This window comes from Pseudomonas sp. BRM28 (assembly GCF_002939405.1).
Classification (GTDB): Bacteria; Pseudomonadota; Gammaproteobacteria; order Pseudomonadales; family Pseudomonadaceae; genus Aquipseudomonas; species Aquipseudomonas palmensis.
This window is the reverse complement of record NZ_PEFV01000001.1, coordinates 519696-543256: the sequence shown is the minus strand read 5'-3', so window position 1 is coordinate 543256 and position 23561 is coordinate 519696. Positions and strand designations below refer to the sequence as shown.

At 65.1% G+C, this 23561-nt stretch carries 18 protein-coding genes; 3 read left to right on the top strand and 15 right to left on the bottom strand.

The annotated features are described in order from the left end of the window. Positions 1-82 precede the first annotated feature (82 nt). From gcvP to arcD (CR917_RS02495), 8 genes are all read right to left on the bottom strand, one after another. Complete coding sequence (gene gcvP / locus CR917_RS02530; RefSeq protein ID WP_104571861.1) at positions 83-2938, bottom strand: aminomethyl-transferring glycine dehydrogenase; 2856 nt, start codon at positions 2936-2938, stop codon at positions 83-85. 10 nt (positions 2939-2948) lie between these two features. After that, entirely contained in the window at positions 2949-3332 is a 384-nt protein-coding gene (gene gcvH, locus CR917_RS02525; protein ID WP_043862428.1) for a glycine cleavage system protein GcvH, read from the bottom strand. A gap of 254 nt (positions 3333-3586) precedes the next feature. Beyond that, positions 3587-5104, bottom strand: coding sequence for a sigma-54-dependent transcriptional regulator (locus CR917_RS02520; RefSeq protein ID WP_100633036.1), 1518 nt, complete (start codon positions 5102-5104; stop codon positions 3587-3589). A 137-nt stretch (positions 5105-5241) separates the two neighbouring features. Continuing rightward, complete coding sequence (locus tag CR917_RS02515) at positions 5242-5601, bottom strand: DUF5064 family protein (protein WP_043862426.1); 360 nt, start codon at positions 5599-5601, stop codon at positions 5242-5244. 54 nt (positions 5602-5655) lie between these two features. Beyond that, positions 5656-6585 (bottom strand): carbamate kinase, encoded by a 930-nt coding sequence (gene arcC / locus CR917_RS02510; protein ID WP_043862425.1) that lies wholly within the window; start codon positions 6583-6585, stop codon positions 5656-5658. Between the two features lie 52 nt (positions 6586-6637). Next, positions 6638-7648: an ornithine carbamoyltransferase gene (locus CR917_RS02505; RefSeq protein ID WP_043862424.1), complete on the bottom strand. Its 1011-nt coding sequence runs from the start codon at positions 7646-7648 to the stop codon at positions 6638-6640. Between the two features lie 82 nt (positions 7649-7730). Beyond that, positions 7731-8987 (bottom strand): arginine deiminase, encoded by a 1257-nt coding sequence (arcA, locus tag CR917_RS02500; RefSeq protein ID WP_043862423.1) that lies wholly within the window; start codon positions 8985-8987, stop codon positions 7731-7733. 33 nt (positions 8988-9020) lie between these two features. After that, the gene (arcD, locus tag CR917_RS02495) at positions 9021-10448 is read right to left on the bottom strand and encodes an arginine-ornithine antiporter (protein WP_054915088.1); all 1428 of its coding nucleotides are present in this window, start codon (positions 10446-10448) and stop codon (positions 9021-9023) included. Between the two features lie 441 nt (positions 10449-10889). Between arcD (CR917_RS02495) and arcD (CR917_RS02490) the strand changes: the two genes are divergently transcribed. Then, on the top strand, positions 10890-12317 hold the full coding sequence (arcD, locus tag CR917_RS02490) for an arginine-ornithine antiporter (RefSeq protein ID WP_054915087.1): 1428 nt from the start codon (positions 10890-10892) through the stop codon (positions 12315-12317). A gap of 94 nt (positions 12318-12411) precedes the next feature. On the opposite strand, the gene CR917_RS02485 is transcribed toward arcD (CR917_RS02490), so the two are convergent. The 7 genes from CR917_RS02485 to gap all read right to left on the bottom strand — a co-directional run bounded on the left by CR917_RS02485 (position 12412) and on the right by gap (position 20458). After that, positions 12412-13770, bottom strand: coding sequence for a CoA transferase (locus tag CR917_RS02485; RefSeq protein WP_104571860.1), 1359 nt, complete (start codon positions 13768-13770; stop codon positions 12412-12414). A 35-nt stretch (positions 13771-13805) separates the two neighbouring features. Further along, positions 13806-14219, bottom strand: a complete 414-nt coding sequence (locus CR917_RS02480) for a YbaN family protein (protein ID WP_043860378.1) — start codon at positions 14217-14219, stop codon at positions 13806-13808. Between the two features lie 62 nt (positions 14220-14281). After that, the gene (locus CR917_RS02475; RefSeq protein WP_104571859.1) at positions 14282-14890 is read right to left on the bottom strand and encodes a biliverdin-producing heme oxygenase; all 609 of its coding nucleotides are present in this window, start codon (positions 14888-14890) and stop codon (positions 14282-14284) included. Positions 14891-15031: 141 nt separating this feature from the next. Beyond that, the gene (locus CR917_RS02470) at positions 15032-17635 is read right to left on the bottom strand and encodes a TonB-dependent receptor (RefSeq protein WP_104571858.1); all 2604 of its coding nucleotides are present in this window, start codon (positions 17633-17635) and stop codon (positions 15032-15034) included. Between the two features lie 119 nt (positions 17636-17754). Continuing rightward, positions 17755-18714: a FecR domain-containing protein gene (locus CR917_RS02465; RefSeq protein WP_054915084.1), complete on the bottom strand. Its 960-nt coding sequence runs from the start codon at positions 18712-18714 to the stop codon at positions 17755-17757. A gap of 67 nt (positions 18715-18781) precedes the next feature. Continuing rightward, positions 18782-19300, bottom strand: a complete 519-nt coding sequence (locus CR917_RS02460; RefSeq protein ID WP_043860382.1) for an RNA polymerase sigma factor — start codon at positions 19298-19300, stop codon at positions 18782-18784. 156 nt (positions 19301-19456) lie between these two features. Continuing rightward, positions 19457-20458 (bottom strand): type I glyceraldehyde-3-phosphate dehydrogenase, encoded by a 1002-nt coding sequence (gene gap, locus CR917_RS02455; RefSeq protein ID WP_043860383.1) that lies wholly within the window; start codon positions 20456-20458, stop codon positions 19457-19459. 252 nt (positions 20459-20710) lie between these two features. Between gap and edd the strand changes: the two genes are divergently transcribed. Together edd and CR917_RS02445 are read left to right on the top strand one after the other, a co-directional pair. Further along, positions 20711-22537, top strand: a complete 1827-nt coding sequence (gene edd / locus CR917_RS02450; RefSeq protein ID WP_058541439.1) for a phosphogluconate dehydratase — start codon at positions 20711-20713, stop codon at positions 22535-22537. Further along, positions 22534-23499 carry a glucokinase gene (locus tag CR917_RS02445; RefSeq protein WP_054915081.1) on the top strand — a complete coding sequence of 322 codons (966 nt, stop codon included), beginning with the start codon at positions 22534-22536 and terminating at the stop codon, positions 23497-23499. Before edd ends, CR917_RS02445 begins: the two co-directional genes overlap by 4 nt. Positions 23500-23561 lie beyond the last annotated feature (62 nt).

The window sequence follows — 23561 nt, the reverse complement described above, 5'->3', positions numbered from 1 at the left end:
GTTGAAAAGCTTCGCCAGCAAGGCCGGCCCCTACAGATGCGCGCGGGCTCTGCAGGAGCCGGCCTTGCCGGCGAAGAGGCCCTCAGGCGTCCTGATAGCTTTCGATCGACGGGCAGGCGCAGATCAGGTTGCGGTCGCCGAACACGTTGTCGACACGCCCCACGGGTGGCCAGTACTTGGCCTCCACCAGCGATGGCAGCGGGTACACCGCCTGCTGGCGGCTATAGCCGTGGGGCCATTCGCCGGCCAGTTCGGCCGCGGTGTGCGGGGCGTTCTTCAGCGGGTTGTCGTCCTTGTCCAGGCTGCCGTTCTCCACTGCGCGAATCTCTTCGCGAATACAGATCATGGCGTTGCAGAAGCGGTCCAGTTCCTCCTTGGCCTCGCTCTCGGTCGGCTCGATCATCAACGTGCCGGCCACCGGGAACGACATGGTCGGGGCATGGAAGCCGAAGTCGATCAGGCGCTTGGCCACGTCGTCGACGCTGATGCCGCTGCTGTCCTTGAGCGGGCGCAGGTCCAGGATGCACTCGTGCGCCACCAGGCCATTGCCGCCGGTGTACAACACAGGATAGTGCTCTTCCAGGCGGCGGGCGATGTAGTTGGCATTCAGGATCGCCATCTGCGACGCACGCTTGAGCCCGGCGCCGCCCATCATGCGGATGTACATCCAGGTGATCGGCAGGATGCTGGCACTGCCGAACGGCGCCGCGCATACCGCGCCCTGGGGGTTGTGCAGGTGCGCATGGCCCGGCAGGAACGGCGCCAGGTGCGCCTTGACACCGATCGGGCCGACGCCCGGGCCGCCACCGCCGTGGGGGATGCAGAAGGTCTTGTGCAGGTTCAGGTGGGACACGTCGCCGCCGAACTTGCCCGGGGCGCACAGGCCGACCATCGCGTTCATGTTGGCGCCGTCGATGTACACCTGGCCGCCGTTGTCGTGGATGATCGCGCAGATCTCGCCGATGGCCTCCTCGAACACACCGTGGGTGGACGGGTAGGTGATCATCAGCGCGGCCAACTGGTCGCGGTGCTCGATGGCCTTGGCGCGCAGGTCGTCGATGTCGACGTTGCCACGGGCATCGCACGCAGTGACCACCACGCGCATGCCGGCCATGTGTGCGGTGGCCGGGTTGGTGCCGTGGGCCGACGAGGGAATCAGGCAGATATCGCGGCGGGCATCGCCCCGGCTCTGGTGGTAGGCGCGGATCGCCAGCAGGCCGGCGTACTCGCCCTGCGAACCGGCGTTGGGCTGCAACGACACGGCGTCATAGCCAGTGGCGGCGCACAGCATGGCCTCCAGCTCGTCGGTCAGTTGCTGGTAGCCCTGGCTCTGCTCGGCGGGGGCAAAGGGGTGCAGGTTGCCGAACTCGGCCCAGGTCACCGGGATCATTTCGCTGGCGGCGTTGAGCTTCATGGTGCACGAGCCCAGCGGGATCATGGTGCGGTCCAGCGCCAGGTCCTTGTCGGCCAGCTTGCGCAGGTAGCGCATCAGTTCGGTTTCGCTGTGGTAGCGGTTGAACACCGGGTGTTCGAGGATGGCCGACTGGCGCAGCAGGGCGGCCGGCAGTCGTGCTGGCGTGGCAGCGGCCAGCGCGGCGAAGTTCGGTACGGCCTGGCCATTGGCGAACAGCTGCCACAGGGCCTCGACATCGGCCTGGGTGCTGGTTTCGTCCAGCGACAGGCCCAGGTGGTCGGCATCGATCTGGCGCAGGTTGAGCTGGCGGGCGCGCGCCTGTTCATGCAGCGCGGCAGTCGCGCCGCCGGTGGCCAGGGTCAGGGTGTCGAAGAACGCGGCGTTCTGCACGTTCACGCCCAGTGCCTTGAGGCCGCTGGCCAGGATCGCGGTCAGCTGGTGGGTGCGCTGGGCGATCTGCTTGAGGCCCTGCGGGCCGTGGTACACGGCGTACATGCTGGCGATGTTGGCCAGCAGTACCTGGGCGGTGCAGATGTTGCTGGTGGCCTTCTCGCGGCGGATGTGCTGCTCGCGGGTCTGCATGGCCAGGCGCAGGGCGGTCTTGCCGAAGCGGTCGATGGACACGCCGACCAGGCGCCCGGGCATGTCGCGTTTGAACGCATCGCGGGTGGAGAAGTACGCCGCATGCGGGCCGCCGAAGCCCAGCGGCACGCCGAAGCGCTGGGCGCTGCCGATGGCCACGTCGGCGCCGAACTCACCCGGCGGGGTCAGCAGGGTCAGCGCCAGCAGGTCGGCGGCTACCGCCACCAGCGCGTTGGCGGCGTGCAGGCGCTCCACCAGTTCGCGGTAGTCGAACACCTCGCCGTTGCTGGCCGGGTACTGCAGCAGGGCGCCGAAGAAGGCGCTCACCTCGCCCAGCTCGCGCTCGTCGCCCACCACCACCTCGATGCCCAGCGGCTCGGCACGGGTGCGCAGCACGTCGAGGGTCTGCGGGTGGCAATGCACCGAGGCGAAGAAGGCGTGGCTGCCCTTGTTCTTGCTCAGGCGCTTGCAGAAGGTCATGGCTTCGGCGGCGGCCGTGGCTTCGTCGAGCAGGGAGGCGTTGGCGATCGGCAAGCCGGTGAGGTCGCTGATCAGGGTCTGGAAGTTCAGCAGCGCTTCCAGGCGGCCCTGGGAAATCTCGGGCTGATAGGGGGTGTAGGCGGTGTACCAGGCCGGGTTTTCCAGCAGGTTGCGCAGGATCGGTGCCGGGGTGTGGGTGTTGTAGTAGCCCTGGCCGATGAAGCTCTTGAACAGCTGGTTCTTGCCGGCGATGGCCTTGAGCGAAGCCAGGGCATCGGCTTCGCTCTGCCCGTCACCGAGCTCGAGCACGCTGGTGCCCTTGATGCTGTCGGGGATCACGGCGGCGCTCATGGCCTCCAGCGAGTCGAAGCCCAGGGTGGCGAGCATGGCCTGCTCGTCGGTGTCGCGCGGGCCGATATGACGGGCGATGAACTGATTGGCGGTGCCGAGGTTGATGGTCATGGTGATTTCCTCAGGCGTCGGCGTTGGCTTTGATCAGACGGTCGTAGGCGTCCTGGTCGAGCAGTTGCGCGACGGCGCCGGCATCGGCCGGGATGAAGCGGAAGAACCAGCCTTCGCCCAGCGGGTCTTCGTTGACCAGCTCGGGGCTGTCCTGCAGCTGTTCGTTGACTGCCACCACTTCACCGGTCAGCGGCATGTACACGCCGCTGGCGGCTTTGACCGATTCGACGGTGGAGGCTTCGGCCCCGGCTTCGTAGGTTTGCAGTTCCGGCAGTTGCACATAGACCACGTCACCCAGTGCGTTCTGGGCAAAGGCGGTGATCCCGACCGTGACGCTGCCGTCGGCTTCGGCGCGCAGCCATTCGTGATCTTCGGTAAAACGCAACTCGCTCATGGGAACTCCTCAGGGGGGCGGTAGGGCTCACCATCAGGCCAGCCCGGAACTGACATCTCCTTAGCAAGTTCGTGGCCATTTATAAAAAATGCTTACAAATCAATTAGTTATGCATTTGTCGGCGCTGCTCGTTATGCAGGTCGTAGCGAAATCGCTACACCTGTCGAGTATTGAAAAAGCGCAGAGGGATCAAAACCTTGCATTACAGTGGCAAACGGGCGATGTAGCGAATTCGATACGGTGTATCGAATTCGCTACGGAAGGGTTTCCTTTCCGGGAATGCCATACTTGCGCAGCCGATGCGCAATAGCTGTGTGCGAAGTCTGCAAGCGACTGGCCAACTGGCGGGTGGAGGGGTAGGTGACGTAGAGCTTTTCCAGCAGGCCACGCTCGAAGTTCTCCACGGCCTGCTCCAGGCTGGCCACTTCACCATCGCTTTGGCGCGCCACCGAGGTGCCGGCAATGTCCAGGTCACCAATATCCACCAGGCTGCTCTCGCAGATGGCCGCAGCGCGAAAGATCACGTTCTGCAACTGGCGCACGTTGCCCGGCCAGCGGTTGCCCAGCAACGCCGGGTAGGTGCCCGGCGCCAGCCGGCACAGCGGACGCTGGATCTGCGTGCAGGCCTGGCGCATGAAGGCACGCGCCAGCATCAGGATGTCCTGGCCACGCTCGCGCAGCGGCGGCACTTCCAGATTGAGCACGTTCAGGCGGTAGAACAGGTCTTCGCGAAAACTGCCTTCGGCAACCATCTTTTCCAGGTCGCGGTGGGTGGCGCTGAGGATGCGCACGTTGACCTTGACCTCGCGATCACCGCCCACGCGGCGAAAGCTGCCATCGCTCAGAAACCGCAGCAGCTTGGCCTGAAGGTAAGGCGACATCTCGCCGATTTCATCGAGAAACACGGTGCCCTGGTTGGCCAGCTCCATCAGCCCCGGCTTGCCGCCGCGTTGCGCGCCGGTGAAGGCACCGGGGGCGTAGCCGAACAGCTCGCTCTCGGCCAGGTTCTCCGGCAGCGCCGCACAGTTCAGTGCCAGGAAGGGTGCGTTGTGGCGGCTGCTGATGGCGTGGCAGGCACGGGCTACAAGTTCCTTGCCGGTGCCGGTCTCGCCGTGGATCAGCAGCGGCGCATCCAGCGCCGCCACACGCAGGGCGCGGGCCTTGAGGGTACGGATGGGCGGCGAGTCGCCGAGCAGCGCGTCGAAGCCTTCGGCATGGTCGTGGTGCAGGGCCGACAGGCGTTCGCCGATGCGGTTGGCCTGGTACAGCGTCAGCAGGGCGCCGGCGTTGGTGATCGGGGTGGCGTCGAGCAGCAGGGTCTGGCCGTTGAGGGTGACTTCGCGCAGGGGCAGGTGGAAACCCTGTTCGATCAGCGCATCGAGCAGTTGCGGGTCGCCGAACAGCTCACCCACCGAGCGGCCCTCCGGGTCCTGGCCGCACAGGGCGATCAATGCGGGGTTGGCCAGCAGCACATGGCCGGCGCTGTCCAGGGCCAGGACCGGGTCGCTCATGGCGGCGAGCAGGGCATCGAGTTGCAGGTGGCGGCGCTGGCCGGGGAGGATGTCGACCACTTTCACGCTTTGCACGCCGTGCACGTTGAACAGCGCGTCATGCAGCTCTTCGAGCACGTCGGGGCTCAGGGTCGGGGCGTCGATGTAGACGTTGGGCGGCACCATCTCCACGGCGTCCAGGTTGAGGTGGCGGGCACCGAGCAGGGCCAGCACTTCCTGGGTGATGCCGACGCGGTCGATGAAGCTGACGTGGATACGCATGGGGGATGTTCTGGCTTGCCGGGATGGCAAGTATGCCCTGCGACCGCTGCGCGGTCGAATCGCGGGTCAAGCCCGCTCCCACAGGCGCAGGTGATTTTTGTGGGAGCGGGCTTGACCCGCGATGAGGTCGTGGTGGGCTAGCCCAGGTGCTCGGGCTTGACCGGGTCGCCCGATTTCACATCGAGCTGTGCGCGCACATCCTCGAACATCATGTCGTAGATCTTGTGCAGCGAGCTGATGCTGGCGGTTTTGGGCATGCCGTACTTCTGCGCGATGATTGAGGCCTGCCGCGCGAAGTCGAAGGCCTGGTCCTTGGGCATGAAGAAGGTTTCGTCCATCGGCTTGTCCTCGATGGTGCCATGCATGCGAAAACTCATGCCTTTGCCTTCCTTGGGATCCTGCTCAACCTTGTAGTCGATGCACAGGTTGTAGCTGTAATCGGCCTTGTTCAGCGCATGGCGCTCGATGTGCAGATGACCGGGTTCGAATATGGCCATGGCGGCTCCTCTGGAAGGTTGAAACGGGCGGACCTGCAGATCCGCCCAACTGCATCAACGGTAGTCGATACCCGGCTTGGACGTACTCACCCGAGTGCCGGCAGTGCCCTTGACGATGTCTTCGATATCGGCCAGCGAGCCGATAACCGCTACTTTGCCGGTGTGCCGGGCAAAGTCGCAAGCGGCCTGCACCTTCGGCCCCATGGAGCCTGCGGCAAAGCCCAGGCGCTCCAGTTCGTCCGGGTGGGCCTGAGCGATGGCTTTCTGGGTCGGCTTGTTGAAGTCGACATACGCCGCGTTCACGTCCGTGGCAATCACCAGCAGGTCGGCGTCCAGCTGTTCGGCCAGCAGCGACGAGCACAGGTCCTTGTCGATCACCGCCTCGATGCCCTGCAGTTTGCCGTTCTCACCATACATGGTGGGGATGCCGCCACCCCCGGCACAGATCACGATACTGCTCTTTTCCAGCAGCCACTTGATCGGGCGGATCTCGAAGATGCGCTTGGGTTTGGGGCTGGCCACCACGCGGCGGAACTTGTCGCCGTCGGCCTTGACCACCCAGCCTTTTTCCTTGGCCAGGCGCTCGGCTTCTTCCTTGCCGTAGACCGGGCCGATGAACTTGGTCGGGTCCTTGAAGGCAGGGTCGTTGGCGTCCACTTCCACCTGGGTCAGCAGGGTGGCGAAGGGCACCTCGAAGTCCAGCAGGTTGCCCAGCTCCTGTTCGATGATGTAGCCGATCATGCCTTCGGTTTCGGCACCGAGCACGTCCAGCGGGTAGGCTTCGTCGGGTTTGTAGGATTGCGCCTGCAGCGACAGCAGGCCGACCTGCGGGCCGTTGCCGTGGGCGATGACCAGTTCGTTGCCGGGGTGGATCTTGGCGATCTGTTCGGCGGCGATACGGATGTTGGCGCGCTGATTGTCGGCGGTAAGGGGCTCGCCGCGGCGCAGCAGGGCGTTGCCGCCCAATGCAACAACGATACGCATGATGATGTCCTTTCTAGGGTGCAGGAGCCGGCAGCGCCGGCTCCCGGCGGGGTTACAGGTCGGCCAGGGTCGACACCAGGATCGCCTTGATCGTGTGCATGCGGTTTTCCGCCTGCTCGAAGGCGATGCAGGCCGGCGACTCGAACACGTCATCGGTCACTTCGATGCCGTTGGCCAGGTGCGGGTACTGCTCGGCGATCTGCTTGCCGACCTTGGTGTCGGAGTTGTGGAACGCCGGCAGGCAGTGCATGAACTTGGTGCGTGGGTTGCCGGTGGCCTTCATCAGCTCGGCGTTGACCTGGTATGGCAGCAGTTGCTTGATGCGTTCGCCCCAGGCTTCGACCGGCTCGCCCATCGATACCCACACGTCGGTGTGGATGAAGTCCACGCCCTTGACCGCAGCTTTCGGGTCTTCGGTGAGGGTGATGCGGGCACCGCTTTCCTCTGCGTACTGTTTGCAGCGTGCCACCAGGTCGTCATGCGGCCACAGGGCCTTGGGCGCACAGATACGCACGTCCATGCCCAGCTTGGAGCCGACCAGCAGCAGCGAGTTGCCCATGTTGTTGCGCGCATCGCCCAGGTAGGCGTAGCTGATGTCGTGGATCGGCTTGTCGGCATGCTCGCGCATGGTCAGCACGTCGGCGATCATCTGGGTGGGGTGGTATTCGTCGGTGAGGCCGTTGAACACCGGTACGCCGGCGAACTTGGCCAGCTCCTCGACCACTTCCTGCTTGAAGCCACGGTACTCGATGGCATCGTACATGCGCCCGAGCACGCGGGCGGTGTCCTTCATGCTCTCCTTGTGGCCGATCTGCGAGGAGTTGGGGTCGATGTAGGTGACGTTGGCGCCCTGGTCATAGGCGGCCACTTCGAAGGCGCAACGGGTGCGGGTCGAGGTCTTCTCGAAAATCAGCGCAATGTTGTTGCCCTTGAGGTGCTGCTGCTCGGTGCCGGTGTACTTGGCACGCTTGAGGTCACGGGACAGGTCCAGCAGGTAGCGCAGCTCGCGCGGGGTGTGGTGTTCCAGGCTCAGCAGGCTGCGGTTGTGGATGTTGAACGCCATGATGTTGCTCCTGTTCTTTTAGAACGCAAAGGGCTGATCGGCCCGGCCGGCGCCTTGTGGGCACGGCCGGACGATGGTCGTTTTAGTAGTCGATTGGGTCGCGCACGATCGGGCAGGTCATGCAGTGGCCGCCCCCACGTCCGCGGCCCAGTTCGCCGGCACTGATGGTGATGACCTCGACACCGGCCTTGCGCAGCAGGGTGTTGGTGTAGGTGTTGCGGTCGTAGCCGATGACCACGCCCGGCTCCACGGCCACCACGTTGTTGCCGTCGTCCCACTGCTCGCGTTCGGCGGCGAAGCTGTTGCCACCGGTTTCAACCACGCGCAGCTTGGGCAGCTTGAGGGCCTTGGCCACCACATCGAGGAAGCTGGCTTCTTCGCGGCGGATGTCGATGCCGCCCTGCTTGCTTTCGTCGGGTTGCAGGGTGAAGGCGACGATCTGGTTCACCACTTCGGGGAAGATCGTGACCAGGTCGCGGTCGCAGAAGCTGAACACGGTGTCCAGGTGCATCGCAGCGCGGGACTTCGGCAGCCCGGCCACGATCACGCGTTCCACGGCCTTGTTCTTGAACAGGTTCAGCGCCAGTTGGCCGATGGCCTGACGCGACGTGCGTTCGCCCATGCCGATCAGTACCACGCCGTTGCCGATAGGCATCACGTCGCCGCCTTCGAGGGTGGAGTTGCCGTGGTCCTTGTCCGGGTCGCCGTACCAGATCTCGAAATCGGCATTGGTGAACTGCGGGTGGAACTTGTAGATGGCGGTGGTCAGCAGGGTCTCCTGGCGACGCGCCGGCCAGTACATCGGGTTCAGCGTCACGCCGCCGTAGATCCAGCAGGTGGTGTCGCGGGTGAACTGGGTGTTGGGCAGCGGCGGCAGGATGAAGCTGGAGTGGCCCAGGAAGTCGCGGAACATCTGGATGGTCTTGCCACCGAAGCTGTCGGGCAGGTCATCGGCCGAGACGCCGCCGATCAGGTACTCGGCGATGTGTCGCGGCTCCAGGCTGCGCAGCCAGGATTTCACTTCGTTGATCAGGCCCAGGCCCACCGAGTCGGCGGTGACCTTGCGCTCCAGAATCCAGTCCAGTGCTTCGGGCATCGCGACGATGTCGGTCAGCAGGTTGTGCATTTCCAGCACTTCGATGCCGCGCTCGCGCATCTTGGTCACGAAGTCGAAGTGGTCGCGCTTGGCCTGGGCGACCCAGAGTACGTCGTCGAACAGCAGTTCGTCGCAGTTGTTCGGGGTCAGGCGCTGGTGAGCCAGGCCTGGGGAGCAAACCATCACTTTGCGCAGTTTGCCGGCTTCGGAATGTACGCCGTACTTAGCTTTTTCCGTGGACATGGTTCATTTCCTCCAAGTTGCGAATACGGGGGGTTACAGAGTCAGGAAGCCGTCGTACAGGCCATAGGCCGCCACCAGGGCGCCGATGACTACGGCGGCGAAGATCAGCTTCTCCACGTTGGTAAAGATCGGTTGGCCCACCTCGCGCTTGGCCTTGGCGAACAGCACCACGCCAGGGGCATACAGCAGGGCCGAGAGCAGCAGGTACTTGACGCCACCGGCGTACAGCAGCCAGATGGCATAGAGCAGTGCGATACCGCCGATGATCAGGTCTTTCTTGCGTTCGGCCAGGGCCTGTTCATAGGTTTCGCTGCGCAGTGCCAGCAGGAACGCATAGGCCGCCGACCACAGGTAGGGCACCAGGATCATCGAGGTGGCGAGGTAGATCAGCGACAGGTAGGTACTGGCCGAGAACAGCGTGATGACCAGGAAGATCTGCACCATGGCGTTGGTCAGCCACAGGGCGTTGGCCGGCACGTGGTTGGCGTTCTCGCGGCGCAGGAACTCCGGCATGGTGTGGTCCTTGGCTGCGGCGAACATGATTTCGGCGCACAGCAGTACCCACGACAGCAGGGCCCCCAGCAGCGAGACGATCAGGCCGACGCTGATCAGCACCGCGCCCCAGTGACCGACCACGTGCTCCAGCACGGCGGCCATCGACGGGTTCTGCAGCTTGGCCAGTTCCGGTTGGGTCATGATGCCCAGCGACAGCACGTTCACCAGTACCAGGAACAGCAGCACGGTGATGAAGCCGATCACGGTGGCCTTGCCCACGTCGGAGCGTTTTTCGGCGCGGGCCGAGAAGATGCTGGCGCCCTCGATGCCGATGAACACCCACACGGTGACCAGCATCATGTTGCGCACCTGGTTCATCACGCTGCCCAGGTCCGGGTTCATCGTGCCCCAGATGTCGGCGGTGAAGATGTCCAGCTTGAACGCGAACAGGGCAATCAGGATGAACAGCGCCAGTGGCACGACCTTGGCCACGGTGGTGACCAGGTTGATGAACGCTGCTTCCTTGATGCCGCGCAGCACCAGAAAGTGCACTGCCCACAGCAGGATCGAGGCACCGATGATCGCCGCCGGGGTGTTGCCTTCGCCGAAGATCGGGAAGAAGTAGCCCAGGGTGCTGAACAGCAGTACGAAGTAGCCCACGTTGCCCAGCCAGGCACTGATCCAGTAGCCCCAGGCGGACGAAAAGCCCATGTAGTCGCCAAAACCGGCCTTGGCGTAGGCGTATACGCCGCCGTCCAGGTCAGGTTTGCGATTGGCCAGGGTCTGGAACACGAAGGCCAGGGTCAGCATGCCGATGGCGGTGATGCCCCAGCCGATCAGCACGGCGCCGACATCGGCGCTGGCGGCCATGTTCTGCGGCAGCGAGAAGATACCGCCGCCGATCATGGAACCCACTACAAGTGCGACTAACGCACCCAGTCGTAGTTTTCCGGGAGTGTCTGACATTGGATAACTCCATTCCAGGAGAAGAGAGATGCCAGAATAAATCCAGCAAGCGTGACGAGAGCTGATTCAGGTCAGTTCATTGATACATTCCATTGTTGTTGAAGGACTTGAAGCGCTGCAGCCGGCGCCTCGCCGACACCCCGCAAGCCTTGTGCAATGGCACCTCCAGCCTTTTTCTAGAGCATTCGCTCTGAATGGCTGCGAGATTTGAAGCTAGTCGCTTTTACGGGTTTAGCAAATTTTTGACGAGAAAAGATCTTGTTTGCTTGATGAAGTAGATGGGGTACGCAAAACTCACTGTTTAGTTCGCCTCGGCATAGACGTACTAGTTATGAAGGTTATAGTTTTGAAGACAATCCACTATAAACGTCAGGGCTGTGCTTATATTTAGGCCTAGTGTGTAACAGCACCATGACAACGCGGGACGAAAAGGGGAACTGCATGTCCGAACCAGGACAGAAACTGCGCTTGGGTGCGCTCGTCGCGCTGGTGGTGGGCTCGATGATCGGTGGCGGTATCTTCTCGCTGCCGCAGAACATGGCCGCGCGGGCCGACGTCGGCGCCGTGCTGATCGGCTGGGGCATCACCGCCGTGGGCATGCTGGCGCTGGCGTTCGTGTTCCAGACCCTGGCCAACCGCAAGCCCGAGCTCGATTCGGGTGTATATGCCTATGCCAAGGCCGGGTTTGGCGAGTACATGGGCTTTTCGTCGGCCTGGGGTTACTGGATCAGCGCCTGGCTGGGCAATGTGGGCTACTTCGTGCTGCTGTTCAGCACCCTGGGCTTCTACTTTCCGGTGTTCGGGGAGGGCAACACGCCGATCGCCATCGCCTGCGCTTCGCTATTGCTGTGGGCGGTGCACTTTCTGGTACTGCGCGGCATCAAGGAGGCGGCGTTCATCAACCTGGTGACCACCGTGGCCAAGGTGGTGCCGCTGGTGATGTTCATCGTGATCGCGGCGGTGGCGTTTCGTGCCGATATCTTCACCCGCGACATCTGGGGGCTGAGCAACCCCAAGTTCGGCGGGGTGCTGGACCAGGTGCGCAACATGATGCTGGTGACCGTGTTCGTGTTCATCGGCATCGAGGGCGCCAGCGTGTATTCGGCCCGTGCCGAAAGGCGTTCGGACGTGGGCAAGGCCACGGTGATCGGCTTTCTCGGGGTGCTGGCGCTGCTGGTGCTGGTCAACGTGCTTTCGCTGGGGGTGATGACCCAGCCGGAGCTTGCCGGCTTGCAGAACCCGTCGCTGGCCTCGGTGATGGAGCATATCGTCGGGCCCTGGGGCGGGCTGCTGATCAGCCTGGGGCTGGCGGTGTCGCTGCTGGGGGCGCTGCTGTCGTGGGCGTTGCTGTGTGCCGAGATCCTGTTCGCCACCGCCCGCGACAAGACCATGCCGCGGTTTCTGACCCGCGAGAATGCCAATCATGTGCCGGTCAATGCGCTGTGGATGACCAACTGCATGATCCAGCTGTTCCTGCTGATCACGCTGTTCTCGGCGGGCACCTACACCAGCCTGATCTACCTGGCGTCGTCGATGATCCTGGTGCCGTACCTGTGGTCGGCGGCCTATGCGTTTCTGCTGGCCCTGCGCGGGGAAACCTATGAGCGCCACCCCGGGGCGCGGCGCAAGGACCTGCTGGTGGCCGGGGTGGCGCTGGTGTATGCGATCTGGCTGCTTTACGCCGGGGGGCTGAAGTACCTGCTGCTGTCGGCGCTGCTGTACGCGCCGGGGGTGATCCTGTTCTACCGCGCCAAGCACGAGCAGGGGCAGCCGCTGTTCACCGGGTGGGAGAAGCTGATTTTCGCGGCGGTGCTGGTGGGGGCGGGGGTGGCGGCGTATGCGTTGTATGCGGGGTGGTTGACGCTTTAGAGCGGTGTCGAGGTGTTCGCCGGCAAGGCCGGCTCCTACAGGTTGGTGCGACCTTCTGTAGGAGCCGGCCTTGCCGGCGAAGAGCCTCTGGCGGTCACCAGCGAGGCTCGGCCGACCCCAGCTCGCAAGCCCCCCGCGCCCATACCAGCGGCGCGCCTTGCACCTGCAACGGCGCCTGCAGGCGCCTGGCCGGCCCCCACGGCGTCTGCTCCACGGCCGGGGCCAGGTCTGCCTCGGTTTCGCCGGCCAACGGCAAGTCCTCGATCACCGTGCCCTGGTCCACCAGCAGCTTGGCCGTGCGCGCCAGCGACAGACGCGCCGAGCCGCCACAGCCGCTGCGCAGCCGCTCATCCAGTGCACGGATCGCGGCAGCCGCCATCAGGTAGCCGGTGGCATGGTCCAGGGCCTGCACCGGCAACGGCACCGGCCGCTCGCCCTGACGCCAGCGCATGCCCTCGCGAGCGATCCCGCTGCTCATCTGCACCAGGCTGTCGAAGCCGCGACGATGCTGCCACGGGCCGCTCCAGCCATAGGCATTGAGGCTGACATCGATCAGCCCGGGGTTGAGCCTGCGCCGTTGTTCGGCGCCATAGCCGAGGCGCTCCAGCGCGTCGGCGCGGTAGCCGTGCAGGAGGATATCGGCACCTGCCAGCAGGCCTTCGAACACCGCGCGGTCCTCTGCAGCATGCAGGTCCAGGCGCGCGCAGCGCTTGCCCAAGGTCACCTCGGCCACCACCGAGGGCTCCTCCCAGCCCGGCGGATCGATGCGCAACACGTCGGCACCGAACCCCGCCAGCAGGCGGCTGGCAACGGGCCCGGCAAGAATGCGCGTCAGGTCCAGCACGCGTACGTCCTTGAGCGGCTGCGCCGCGGTGCCGGTCCAGCCCTTGAGTTCGCCAGCCGGCCCAACCTTGCGATCGATCAGCGGCTCGGCATTGACCGCCATGCCCTGCGGGTGCGCCGACCATTGCTGCCAGCTGCGCATCTGCGCGGCACATCCGCCCGCAGCCACCACGGCAGTTTCCAGCGCCTCTGCCTCCCACCCGGCAACCCGCCGGGCCATCTGATCGCGGTCGTGTACCGCTCCCAGCACCCGTTCGGCAGCGGCGCGGTGATGCGCGGCGTTGGTGTGCAGCCGGATCCAGCCATCGCGGGTCGGGTAATCGCCTGCCACGGCGTCCCACAGCGGCGGCAGGCTCCAGCCCTGGGGGCGAATGCTGGTGGCGAACCACAGGGAACTCAGACGTCGGTCCACCTGCACCCCGGGGCGCGTGCCGGTCTGGCCGGCGAGCAGGTCGGCAATGGCCAGGCCCGTGGCGGCAATGCTGGCACTGGCCAGTTCGGTGACTTCGAAGGTCGATGGCAGGGCTCCTGCAGTGTGCAGGTGCAGGTGCTCAAGCGCATCCTGGGCAAGCCCCAGGGCGCTGACGATGCTGTTGAGAACATGACTCATGGTTGGCCCTCCCGTTGGTGGGCCATTGCAGACCATCAGGGCTGATTGGTCAAATGCGGGGCGGCAGGCACGCGCTCGGGGCGCGACCAGATCCACAGGTTGCCCAGGGCCATGCCGCCGATGGCGAGCCCTACCGGCCAGCGCAGGCCGATGAACACCAGCATCAGGCCGGCGCACAGCAGCATGCTGAGCGTGGCGCTGACCTTGGCCCGGCGCTGAATCACCTTGCCGTTGCGCCAGTTGTGCAGGATCGGCCCGAACAACCGGTGGTTTTCCAACCAGGCGCTCAGGCGCGGCGAGCTGCGCGTGGCAGCCCAGGCCGCGAGCAGGATGAACTCGGTGGTCGGCAGGCCGGGGATCACGATGGCCACCAGGCCGATGCCCAGGCTTACATAGGCAAGCAGGCCGAACAGCACGCGGGACAGCTTGGAGGTGGATGGGCGGGTCATGGGGTCCATTGACTGCACAGGTGAGGGCCGGCTGCCAGCGCGGCTGGCCGGCCCGGCACGCATCAGGCCAGCTCGGCCTTGGGCGCGGTGGCGTAGGCGTGTTTGAGCAACTCGGTAAAACGTTCGAACGCAGCCACGGCGCCTTGTTCAGCGGCCGCTTCTTCTTCGGCGCTGAGCTCCAGACCGTCGAGGATGCGGGTGAACTGCTTCCAGCCCTCGGCGCGACCACCGGCCGGCTCGCCCAGGTGACGGGCACCGAAGCTGTCCGACAGGCCCAGGCCGACGGCGCGCTTGATCAGGAACGCGGCGCCGAGTTTGGAGCCTTCGGAGACGAATATCCAGCCCATGGCGGCGCCCAGGCTCGGCTTGTGCACGGCGCCGGGGAAGGCGGCCGGTACTGCGGTGTCGAGGTCGGCGAGGTCGAGGCGGGCCTGTTCGGCGCGGCAGCGCTCGGCCAGGTCGGGCACGATGGCGATCAGTTGCGGGTCGTTGTACAGCGCCTGGAGTTCGGACTGGAACAGGTACTGGGCGACCACGAAACGGGCGAAGCTTTCGCGGGTGTCGAAGGGGGCATGGGACTTGACCAGCGCATCGAGCTCGCTGTGCGGCGCATGGGTGAGCTGGTTGAGGCGCTGCGAGCGCAGGGCAGGGCGTTCGGCGGTTGCGGTCATGGGGCATCCTTGGGAAATGGTGAGCGGGTGACTAGACGTTAGTAACTAGACGAATGAGGGGCGTGGAAATAGTAAAAAAGGTTGCGCGCCATTCGCCGGCAGGCCAGCTCCCTGTGGGAGCCGGCCTTGCCGGCGTAGCGTCTAGATATCCCACACCAGGTTGATGGCGAAGTTGCGCCCCGGTGTGGTCAGGCGGTCCAGATTGGCCGGCTGGGTAACCGCCGCTTCACCCAGGCCATCCTTGCCCACGGTGGCGTAGCTGCGCACGTCATCCCATTGCCAGTACTTCTTGTCGGCAAGGTTGTACACCCCGGCATTGATGGTGATGTCGTCTGTAACCTTGTAGAACCCGCTCAGATCCAGCGTGCCGTAGCCCGGGGTGCGGAAGCGGCCGCTGCTGCCGTCGGGGGCGAAGAAGTTGGTGTCATCGACGCGGTTCTTGCGCTTGACCACGGTCCAACTGAGCAGGGTGCCGTAGTCGCGTTGTTCGTAGCCCAGGCCGAACACCCCGGTCAGCGGGTTGACGCTGTTGAGCGGTTGGCCGGTGTCGTCGTTGCGGCCATTGGCATAGGCCAGGGAGGTCTGAGCATACAGGCCCTCTGGCGCGCCAAAAGGCGCCAGGCTCAGGCGGCCCTTGAACTCGACGCCCTTGATGGTCGCGTGCTTGATGTTGTTGGCGGCGAAGGTGTTGCCCAGGTCGGACGACTGCACGGCGTCTTCGTTGATGAAGTCGCGGTACTTGTTATAGAACACCGCCACATCGAAGTGCCCCGCATCGAAGTTGCCGCGCAGGCCGGTTTCGTAGCTTTTGCTCTTTTCCGGCTCCAGGTTCGGGTTCGGCTCCACGGTATACCCGCCTGCCAGGTTCACGAAGCGACCATACAGCGACTTGGCCGTCGGCGTGCGGAAGCCTTCAGCGTATTGCCCGTACCAGGTGTAGTTGTCGTTGAAGGCGTAGGTCACACCCAGCTTGGGCGAGACGCGGTGCCATTTCTTCTCGGCGTCATTGACGCTGTTGGCGCTGCCCAGTGCACCGAGGTACTCGTCGGTCATGTCGGGCTTGAGGCGGGTGTAGTCATAGCGTGCACCCGGCAGGAAAGTCCAGTCGTTCCAGCGGATCTCGTCCTGGGCGAACAGGCTGTATGTGTTGATGGTCGGGTCCGGGAAGTCGCTGACCTTGACCTGGGCGTCCCCAGGGCTGGCATCGCCAACGGCGCGGCAGGTACCGCCCACATTCAGACAGGTTGCCGTGCCGCTGCGCGAACCGGTGACCTTCTGCTGCTTGAGCGTGGTGCCGTAGGTCAGCAGGTGTTCGGTATCGCCAAGGCTGAAGGCTTTGTCGAGCTGGGCGTCGAGTACCCACTGACGGTCCTGGTAGAGGGTCTGGCGATCACGGAACACCTCGCGCCCTCTGGCCGCATACACCTCTTCGGTGCGCTGGTCGGTCTTGCCGATCTGGTAGTTCAGGCTCCACTTCATGTTGTCGGCCAGTAGGCTGCCCAGGGCAAATTCGTGGTTGATGGCAAATCGCTCGCGGGTGACGGTGTCGTTGCCGGTACGTACGCGGTAGGAGTTGGAGGCACCAAAGCCGGGAATGAACGGCCCACCCACTGCGCTCAGTTGGTTGGTATCGCGATCATCCTTGTAGCGCTCGTAGGTCAGGCCCAGCCGCGCGTCGTCGGCGTAGTTCCAGCCCAGCTTGGCCAGCACGTTTGTGGTGCGCGCATCCTGCGGGTTGGCCTCGGTGCGCGCCAGGCCATCGCCGCTGTGGCTGCCGTAGGACTCGGTCTCGTGGCCGTTGCGCTGGCTCAGGTGCAGCAGGCCGTCGAAGTCGCCCTCGCGCCCGGCCACGGTGGCCGAGGTCAGCCAGCTCTCGTCGGCCGAGCTGTAGCCGGCCTTGAGGCGTGCGCCCACGTCCTTGCCCGGCTTGATGATGTCGTCCGGGTCGAGGGTGAAGTAGCTGACCGCGCCGCCGATGGCGTTGCTGCCGTACAGCACCGAGGCCGGGCCGCGCAGGATCTCCACGCGCTTGACGATCTCGGGGTCGACGTAGTTGCGCTGGGTCTGGGCGTAGGGGCCGTAGAAGTAGCTGTCGGGGATCGACACGCCATCGATCTGGGTCAGTACGCGCTCGCCATCGATGCCGCGGATGTTGTAGCCGTTGAGGCCGCTGCGCTGGCCGACGCCGCTGACCGAGACGCCTGGCTCGTAGCGCACCAGGTCCTTGATGGTGTTGACGTTGCTGCGGTCCAGCTGCTCGCGGGTCTGCACGCTCACCGTGCTTGGCACCTGGTTCACGTCCTGCGCGGTACGGGTGGCGCTGACGGTCACCTGCTGCAGGGTGATGGCATTGGAGGCGGCGCGCTCGATCACCACATTGCCGGCACTGAGCTTGCGGTAGTTCAGCTGGGTGCCGGCGAGCATCTGGCGCAGGGCCTGCTCGGGCGGCATCGAGCCGCGCACGCCTGGCGAGGCGACACCTTCGGCCAGCTCGGCGGACAACCCCACCTGCCAGCCGGTGACGGCGGTAAACGCGTTGAGCGCCGACACCAGCGGCTGCTGGGCAATGGCGAAGCGGTAGTCACCCATGCGCGGGTTGGCTGCCTGGGCGGGCTCGGCGGCCAGCGCCGGCAGGCTGCAGACGCCGCCGGCCAGCATGGCCAGGGTCAGCAGCGACAGCGTGCAACGTTGCAGGCCCGCTGTGCGGGTGGAGACGGTAGACCGGCGAGTGAAACCTCTGGACATCGAAAGCGCTCCCTGTCGCGCGAATGTTATAGGTGCGGCCGATTCAAAAATAAGAATCAGTTGCATTGGCTATAACGAGACGTGTGACCACGGGGCATCGCGTAAAAAAAGATTCCGATTCAGTTCAGAATCACCAGCGCCGGGTACTCCTGCAGGCGTGCGGAGGTGATGTGGGCCAGCGAGCGCACCGCTTCGAGGGGTTGGTCGAGGCGGTAGTTGCCGGTGACGGCGACGTTCTGCAGGCGCTCGCTGGTATTGATGATCCAGCCCGGGTAGTAGCGCCCCAACTCGGCCAGCACCTGGCTCAGGGGGCAGTTCTCGAACACCAGCCGGCCCTCGATCCAGGCCAGATCCTTTTGCCCGTCCAGGCGCTCGCGCTGGCTGAAACCGTTGGGGCCGAGGCTGATGCTGTCGCCGGCCGACAGGCGGATGCGCTGGTCGCTGTTGCCCAGCAGGTCGACGTCGCCGCGCTGCACCCGCACCTGTGCCTGGCCGTCGAGGTAGCGCACGGCGAAATCGGTGTCGCGCACGCTGGCGCGCAACGGCCCGGCGCGCAGCTCGAAGGGCTGCTGCCCGCCGGGGACCTGGAAGTAGGCTTCGCCCTGGTACAGCCGGGCGATGCGCTGGCGGTCGTTGATGTTGCTGGAGAACGCCGAATTGGTATTGAGCAGTACCTTGGAGCCGTCCTGCAGTTCCAGGCGCTGGCGCTCGCCGACCACGGTCAGGTGATCGGCCTGCAGGCGCATGGGCAGGTTGCCGACCGTGAACACACCCACCAGCAGCACCGCGGCGGTGGCCAGCGGCTTCCAGTGCGGGCGCAGGCGGGCCAGGCGTGAGGGGCGCTGACGTTGCTGCAGCTGCAGCGCGGCGGCGCGCACGCTGTCGCCGTGCCACAGGGCTTCGGCCTGCACGTAGGCCGGGGCATTGGCCGGGTCGGCCTCGAGCCAGGCCTCGAAGGCCCGGGTGTCTTCGGGCGTGGCGCATTGCAGGCGTATCAGCCAGTCCAGCGCCTGGTCCATGGCGCTGTCGCAGGCAGCCGGGTCTGGCGGCGCAGGGCGGTCAGGGGCACTGTCGGTCACGGAGGGTCCTTGGCATGCTTGTGTATCAGGTAATGATCAAGTGTATCGGCATGTGAGGCAAGCAGGCTCAATCGCGATTGAGACGATCGGCTACGCCTACACAGATGGCCATGATCAGTTTCAGTTCCTTCTGAACCGTGCTGGCGGACACCTTCAGTTGTTCGGCGATTTCCAGATAGCTGGCGCCGTGCAATCGGCTGAGGATGAAGATGCGCTGCTGGCGGGCGCTGAGCTCGCCCAGCGAGGTGCTCAGGCGGCGCAGCAACTGCTCCGCGTGGGTGGCGTCCTCGGCGCTGCCGTGGCTGGCGGCCACGTTGTGCAGCACCGCCTCGGGCACATCGTCGAGCAGGGTGCGGGCTTGCACGCGGCGGGCGCGCAGGTGGTCCAGGGCGAGGTTGCGGGCGGTCTGGAACACGAAGGGTTCGAGGTGCTCGATGGGGCGTTCGCCCAGGGCGCGGGTGACGCGCAGGTAGGTTTCCTGAAGCAGGTCTTCGGCGGTGCTGGGGTTGTCGACCATGCGCTGCAGGGTGCGTAGCAGGGTGACCCGCTGGGCGAGGAAGACGGCGTTGAAGTGGGACTGACTCACAGCGATACCTGACCGGGATTTCAGCGAATGATAATGCTTATCATCAATGCTGTTGGTCAAGGGGGAAAAGCAGCGGCAAGCTTTTAGTGCCAGGCGGCAGGAGGAAAAGCAGGCTTACCCCCTGCTTGCCTGCCGCCTGAAGCTTGCGGCTTGAGACTATCGCGCCTCCCATAGCGCCAGGCAGTTGTCCAGCATGCGGTTGGAAAAGCCCCATTCGTTGTCGTACCAGGCCATCACCTTGAGCATCTTGCCGGCCACCTTGGTGTGATTGGCGTCGAAGATCGACGAAAGCGGGTTGTGGTTGAAGTCGCACGACACCAGCGGCAGGGTGTTGTAACCGAGGATCTTCGAGTGCTGGCTGGCCTCTTTCATCAGCGCATTGACCTCTTCCACGCTGGCCTCGCGTGTCACGTTCAGGGTCAGGTCCACCAGCGACACGTTGATCACCGGCACCCGCACGGCCATGCCGGTCAGCTTGCCGGCCAGTTCCGGCAACACCAGGCCCACGGCCTCGGCTGCGCCGGTCTTGCTCGGGATCATCGACTGGGTGGCCGCCCGCGCCCGGTACGGGTCGCTGTGGTACACGTCGGTCAGGCTCTGGTCGTTGGTGTAGGCATGGATGGTGGTCATCAGGCCCTGTTCGATGCCCAGTTCGCGGTGCAGTACCTGCGCCACCGGCGCCAGGCAGTTGGTGGTGCACGAAGCACTGGAGATGATCTGGTGCGAGGGGCGCAGGATGTCGTGGTTGACCCCGTACACCACCGTTGCGTCCACGCCCTTGCCGGGGGCCGAGATGATGACTTTGCGTGCCCCGGCAGTAAGATGGGCCGCGGCCCGGGTGCGCTCGGTGAACAGGCCCGTGCATTCGAACACCACGTCCACACCCAGCGCCTGCCACGGCAGCTCGGCGGGGTTGCGAATCGCGCTGACGGCAATTCGGTCGCCGTTGACCGTGATGCTCTCGCCATCGCTGTGAACCTGTGCATCGAATGCCCCGTGCACGCTGTCGTACTTGAGCAGGTGCGCATTGATCGAGCTGTCGCCCAGGTCGTTGATGGCGACGACCTGCAGGTCCTGACGGTAGCCTTGGGTATACAGTGCGCGAAGAATGTTGCGGCCGATGCGGCCAAAACCATTGATTGCGATACGTAATGTCATAGAGCTACCTCTGGCAGACTGTCTGAGCCCCGGAAAGAGCCTGAATCTGATTTTGTTGTTGGAATTACAAGATTATTCGTAAAAAAATAGAAAACAAGCCTTTTTGCTGGCAGTATTTTGTTCAATCTACAACGAGTGACCGGCCAAGCCGTTACCCACCGACATTCGCGCCCCTGCCTTGAGCCTAGGTCGCAATCGTTTGTAAGGGAAACCGCCGCAGAGGTTGCTGCCCCTTAGCCTGGAGTCCAGTACATGCATCCGCGCATTCTTGAGGTCACCGAACGGCTGATCGCCCGTAGCCGTCCTACCCGCGAGCGCTACCTTCAGTTGATTCGCGGGGCGGCCAGCGACGGCCCGATGCGCGCCAAGCTGCAATGCGCCAACTTCGCCCATGGCGTGGCCGGCTGCGGCAGCGACGACAAGCACAGCCTGCGCATGATGAACGCGGCCAACGTCGCCATCGTCTCGGCCTACAACGACATGCTCTCGGCGCACCAGCCCTACGAGCACTTCCCCCAGCAGATCAAGCAGGCGCTGCGCGAAATCGGCTCGGTGGGCCAGTTTGCCGGCGGGGTGCCGGCCATGTGCGACGGCGTCACCCAGGGTGAACCGGGCATGGAGCTGGGCATCGCCAGCCGTGAAGTGATCGCCATGTCTACCGCGATTGCGCTGTCGCACAACATGTTCGACGCGGCGCTGCTGCTGGGTATCTGCGACAAGATCGTGCCGGGCCTGTTGATGGGGGCGCTGCGCTTTGGCCATCTGCCCCAGCTGTTCGTGCCGGGCGGGCCGATGCCCTCGGGTATCTCCAACAAGGAAAAGGCCGACGTGCGCCAGCGCTACGCCGAGGGCAAGGCCAGTCGCGAAGAGCTGCTGGAGTCGGAAATGAAGTCCTACCACAGCCCCGGCACCTGCACTTTCTACGGCACGGCCAATACCAACCAGTTGCTGATGGAAGTGATGGGCCTGCACCTGCCCGGTGCCTCGTTCGTCAACCCGTACACGCCGCTGCGCGATGCGCTCACCGTCGAGGCCGCGCAGCAGGTCACGCGCCTGACCAGGGCCAGTGGCAACTTCATGCCGCTGGGCGAGATCGTCGACGAGAAGTCGCTGGTCAACTCCATCGTCGCGCTGCACGCCACCGGCGGCTCCACCAACCATACCCTGCACATGCCGGCGATTGCCCAGGCGGCCGGCATCCAGCTGACCTGGCAGGACATGGCCGACCTGTCCGAGGTGGTGCCAACGCTGTCGCACGTGTACCCCAACGGCAAGGCCGACATCAACCACTTCCAGGCGGCGGGCGGCATGGCCTTCCTGATCCGCGAGCTGCTCGATGCCGGGTTGCTGCACGAAGACGTGAACACCGTGGCTGGCCCCGGCCTGCGCCGTTATACCCAGGAGCCGTTCCTGGACAACGGCAGGCTGGTGTGGCGCGAAGGCCCCGAGGCCAGCCTTGACGAAAGCATCCTGCGTCCGGTGGCCAAACCGTTCTCCGCCGAGGGCGGCCTGCGGGTGATGCAAGGCAACCTTGGCCGTGGGGTGATGAAGGTGTCTGCGGTGGCGGCCGAGCACCAGGTGGTCGAAGCCCCGGCGCGGGTGTTCCACGATCAGCAGGAACTGGCCGATGCGTTCAAGGCCGGCGAGCTGGAGCGCGATTTCGTCGCCGTGGTGCGCTTCCAGGGCCCGCGCTGCAACGGCATGCCCGAACTGCACAAGATGACCCCGTTCCTGGGTGTGCTGCAGGACCGCGGCTTCAAGGTCGCGTTGGTGACCGACGGGCGCATGTCGGGAGCTTCGGGCAAGATTCCGGCGGCCATTCATGTGTGCCCGGAAGCGTTCGATGGCGGCCCGCTGGCGCGGGTGCGCGATGGCGACATCGTGCGCGTGGACGGCGTGGCCGGCACCTTGCAGGTGCGCGTCGAGCCGGCCGAACTGGCCGCTCGCGAGCTGCCGGCAGCGCCGCTGGGCAATGACCTGGGCTGCGGGCGCGAGCTGTTCGGCTTCCTGCGCGTGGCGCTGAGCTCGGCCGAGCAGGGCGCCAGCGCCTTCACCTCGGCCCTGGAGAACTTCAAATGAAGGTCGCACTGGTCGGTGACATAGGCGGCACCAATGCCCGCTTCGCGTTGTGGCGCGACAACGCGCTGCACGCGGTGCAGGTGTTCCCCACGGCTGACTACACCAGCCCCGAGCAGGCCATCGGCGTGTACCTGGCCGCGCAGGGCCTGGCCAAGGGCGAGGTGGCGGCGGTGTGCCTGGCGGTGGCCGGGCCGGTCAGCGGCGATGAATTTCGTTTCACCAACAGCCATTGGCGCCTGAGCCGCAAGGCATTCTGCGCCAACCTGCAGGTCGAGCACCTGCTGCTGATCAACGACTTCACCGCCATGGCGCTGGGCATGACCCGCCTGCAGCCGGATGAAGTGCGCAATGTGTGCGCCGGCACGCCGGACACCACCCGTCCGGCGGTGGTGATCGGGCCGGGTACCGGCCTGGGTGTCGGGACCTTGCTTGGCCTGGGCGAGCAGCGCTGGCTGGCGCTGCCGGGTGAGGGCGGGCATGTCGACCTGCCGGTGGGCAGTGCGCGCGAGGCGGCGATTCGCCAGGCGATCGCGCTGGACACCGGCCACGTCAGCGCCGAAACCGTGCTCAGTGGCGGCGGGCTGCTGCGCCTGTACCACGCCATCTGTGCACTGGACGGGCATGCCCCCACGCTGGGCACGCCGGCCCAGATCACCGACGCGGCGTTGCACGGCGACCCGGTGGCGCTGGAGGTGATCGAGCAGTTCTGCCGTTTTCTGGGGCGGGTGGCCGGCAACAATGTGCTGACCCTGGGCGGGCGTGGCGGGGTGTTCATCGTGGGCGGGGTGATTCCGCGCTTTGCCGAGCTGTTCCTGCGCAGCGGCTTTGCCGCGAGTTTTGCCGACAAGGGCTGCATGAGCGCCTACCTTGAAGGGGTGCCGGTGTGGCTGGTGACGGCGGAGTATTCCGGGTTGGAAGGGGCGGGAGTGGCGTTGCAGCAGGCACTGGCCCAGCACGCCTGAGTTGGAGTGACTGGCCGGTCCCTGTCGCGGGTCAAGCCCGCTCCCACCAGGTTCGATGCCGT

Excerpts from the sequence above, each read along its gene's own strand:
- gcvP (WP_104571861.1), bottom strand. The coding sequence starts at position 2,938 with ATGACCATCAACCTCGGCACCGCCAATCAGTTCATCGCCCGTCATATC.
- gcvH (WP_043862428.1), bottom strand. The coding sequence starts at position 3,332 with ATGAGCGAGTTGCGTTTTACCGAAGATCACGAATGGCTGCGCGCCGAA.
- CR917_RS02520 (WP_100633036.1), bottom strand. The coding sequence starts at position 5,104 with ATGCGTATCCACGTCAGCTTCATCGACCGCGTCGGCATCACCCAGGAA.
- CR917_RS02515 (WP_043862426.1), bottom strand. The coding sequence starts at position 5,601 with ATGGCCATATTCGAACCCGGTCATCTGCACATCGAGCGCCATGCGCTG.
- arcC (WP_043862425.1), bottom strand. The coding sequence starts at position 6,585 with ATGCGTATCGTTGTTGCATTGGGCGGCAACGCCCTGCTGCGCCGCGGC.
- CR917_RS02505 (WP_043862424.1), bottom strand. The coding sequence starts at position 7,648 with ATGGCGTTCAACATCCACAACCGCAGCCTGCTGAGCCTGGAACACCAC.
- arcA (WP_043862423.1), bottom strand. The coding sequence starts at position 8,987 with ATGTCCACGGAAAAAGCTAAGTACGGCGTACATTCCGAAGCCGGCAAA.
- arcD (WP_054915088.1), bottom strand. The coding sequence starts at position 10,448 with ATGTCAGACACTCCCGGAAAACTACGACTGGGTGCGTTAGTCGCACTT.
- arcD (WP_054915087.1), top strand. The coding sequence starts at position 10,890 with ATGTCCGAACCAGGACAGAAACTGCGCTTGGGTGCGCTCGTCGCGCTG.
- CR917_RS02485 (WP_104571860.1), bottom strand. The coding sequence starts at position 13,770 with ATGAGTCATGTTCTCAACAGCATCGTCAGCGCCCTGGGGCTTGCCCAG.
- CR917_RS02480 (WP_043860378.1), bottom strand. The coding sequence starts at position 14,219 with ATGACCCGCCCATCCACCTCCAAGCTGTCCCGCGTGCTGTTCGGCCTG.
- CR917_RS02475 (WP_104571859.1), bottom strand. The coding sequence starts at position 14,890 with ATGACCGCAACCGCCGAACGCCCTGCCCTGCGCTCGCAGCGCCTCAAC.
- CR917_RS02470 (WP_104571858.1), bottom strand. The coding sequence starts at position 17,635 with ATGTCCAGAGGTTTCACTCGCCGGTCTACCGTCTCCACCCGCACAGCG.
- gap (WP_043860383.1), bottom strand. The coding sequence starts at position 20,458 with ATGACATTACGTATCGCAATCAATGGTTTTGGCCGCATCGGCCGCAAC.
- edd (WP_058541439.1), top strand. The coding sequence starts at position 20,711 with ATGCATCCGCGCATTCTTGAGGTCACCGAACGGCTGATCGCCCGTAGC.
- CR917_RS02445 (WP_054915081.1), top strand. The coding sequence starts at position 22,534 with ATGAAGGTCGCACTGGTCGGTGACATAGGCGGCACCAATGCCCGCTTC.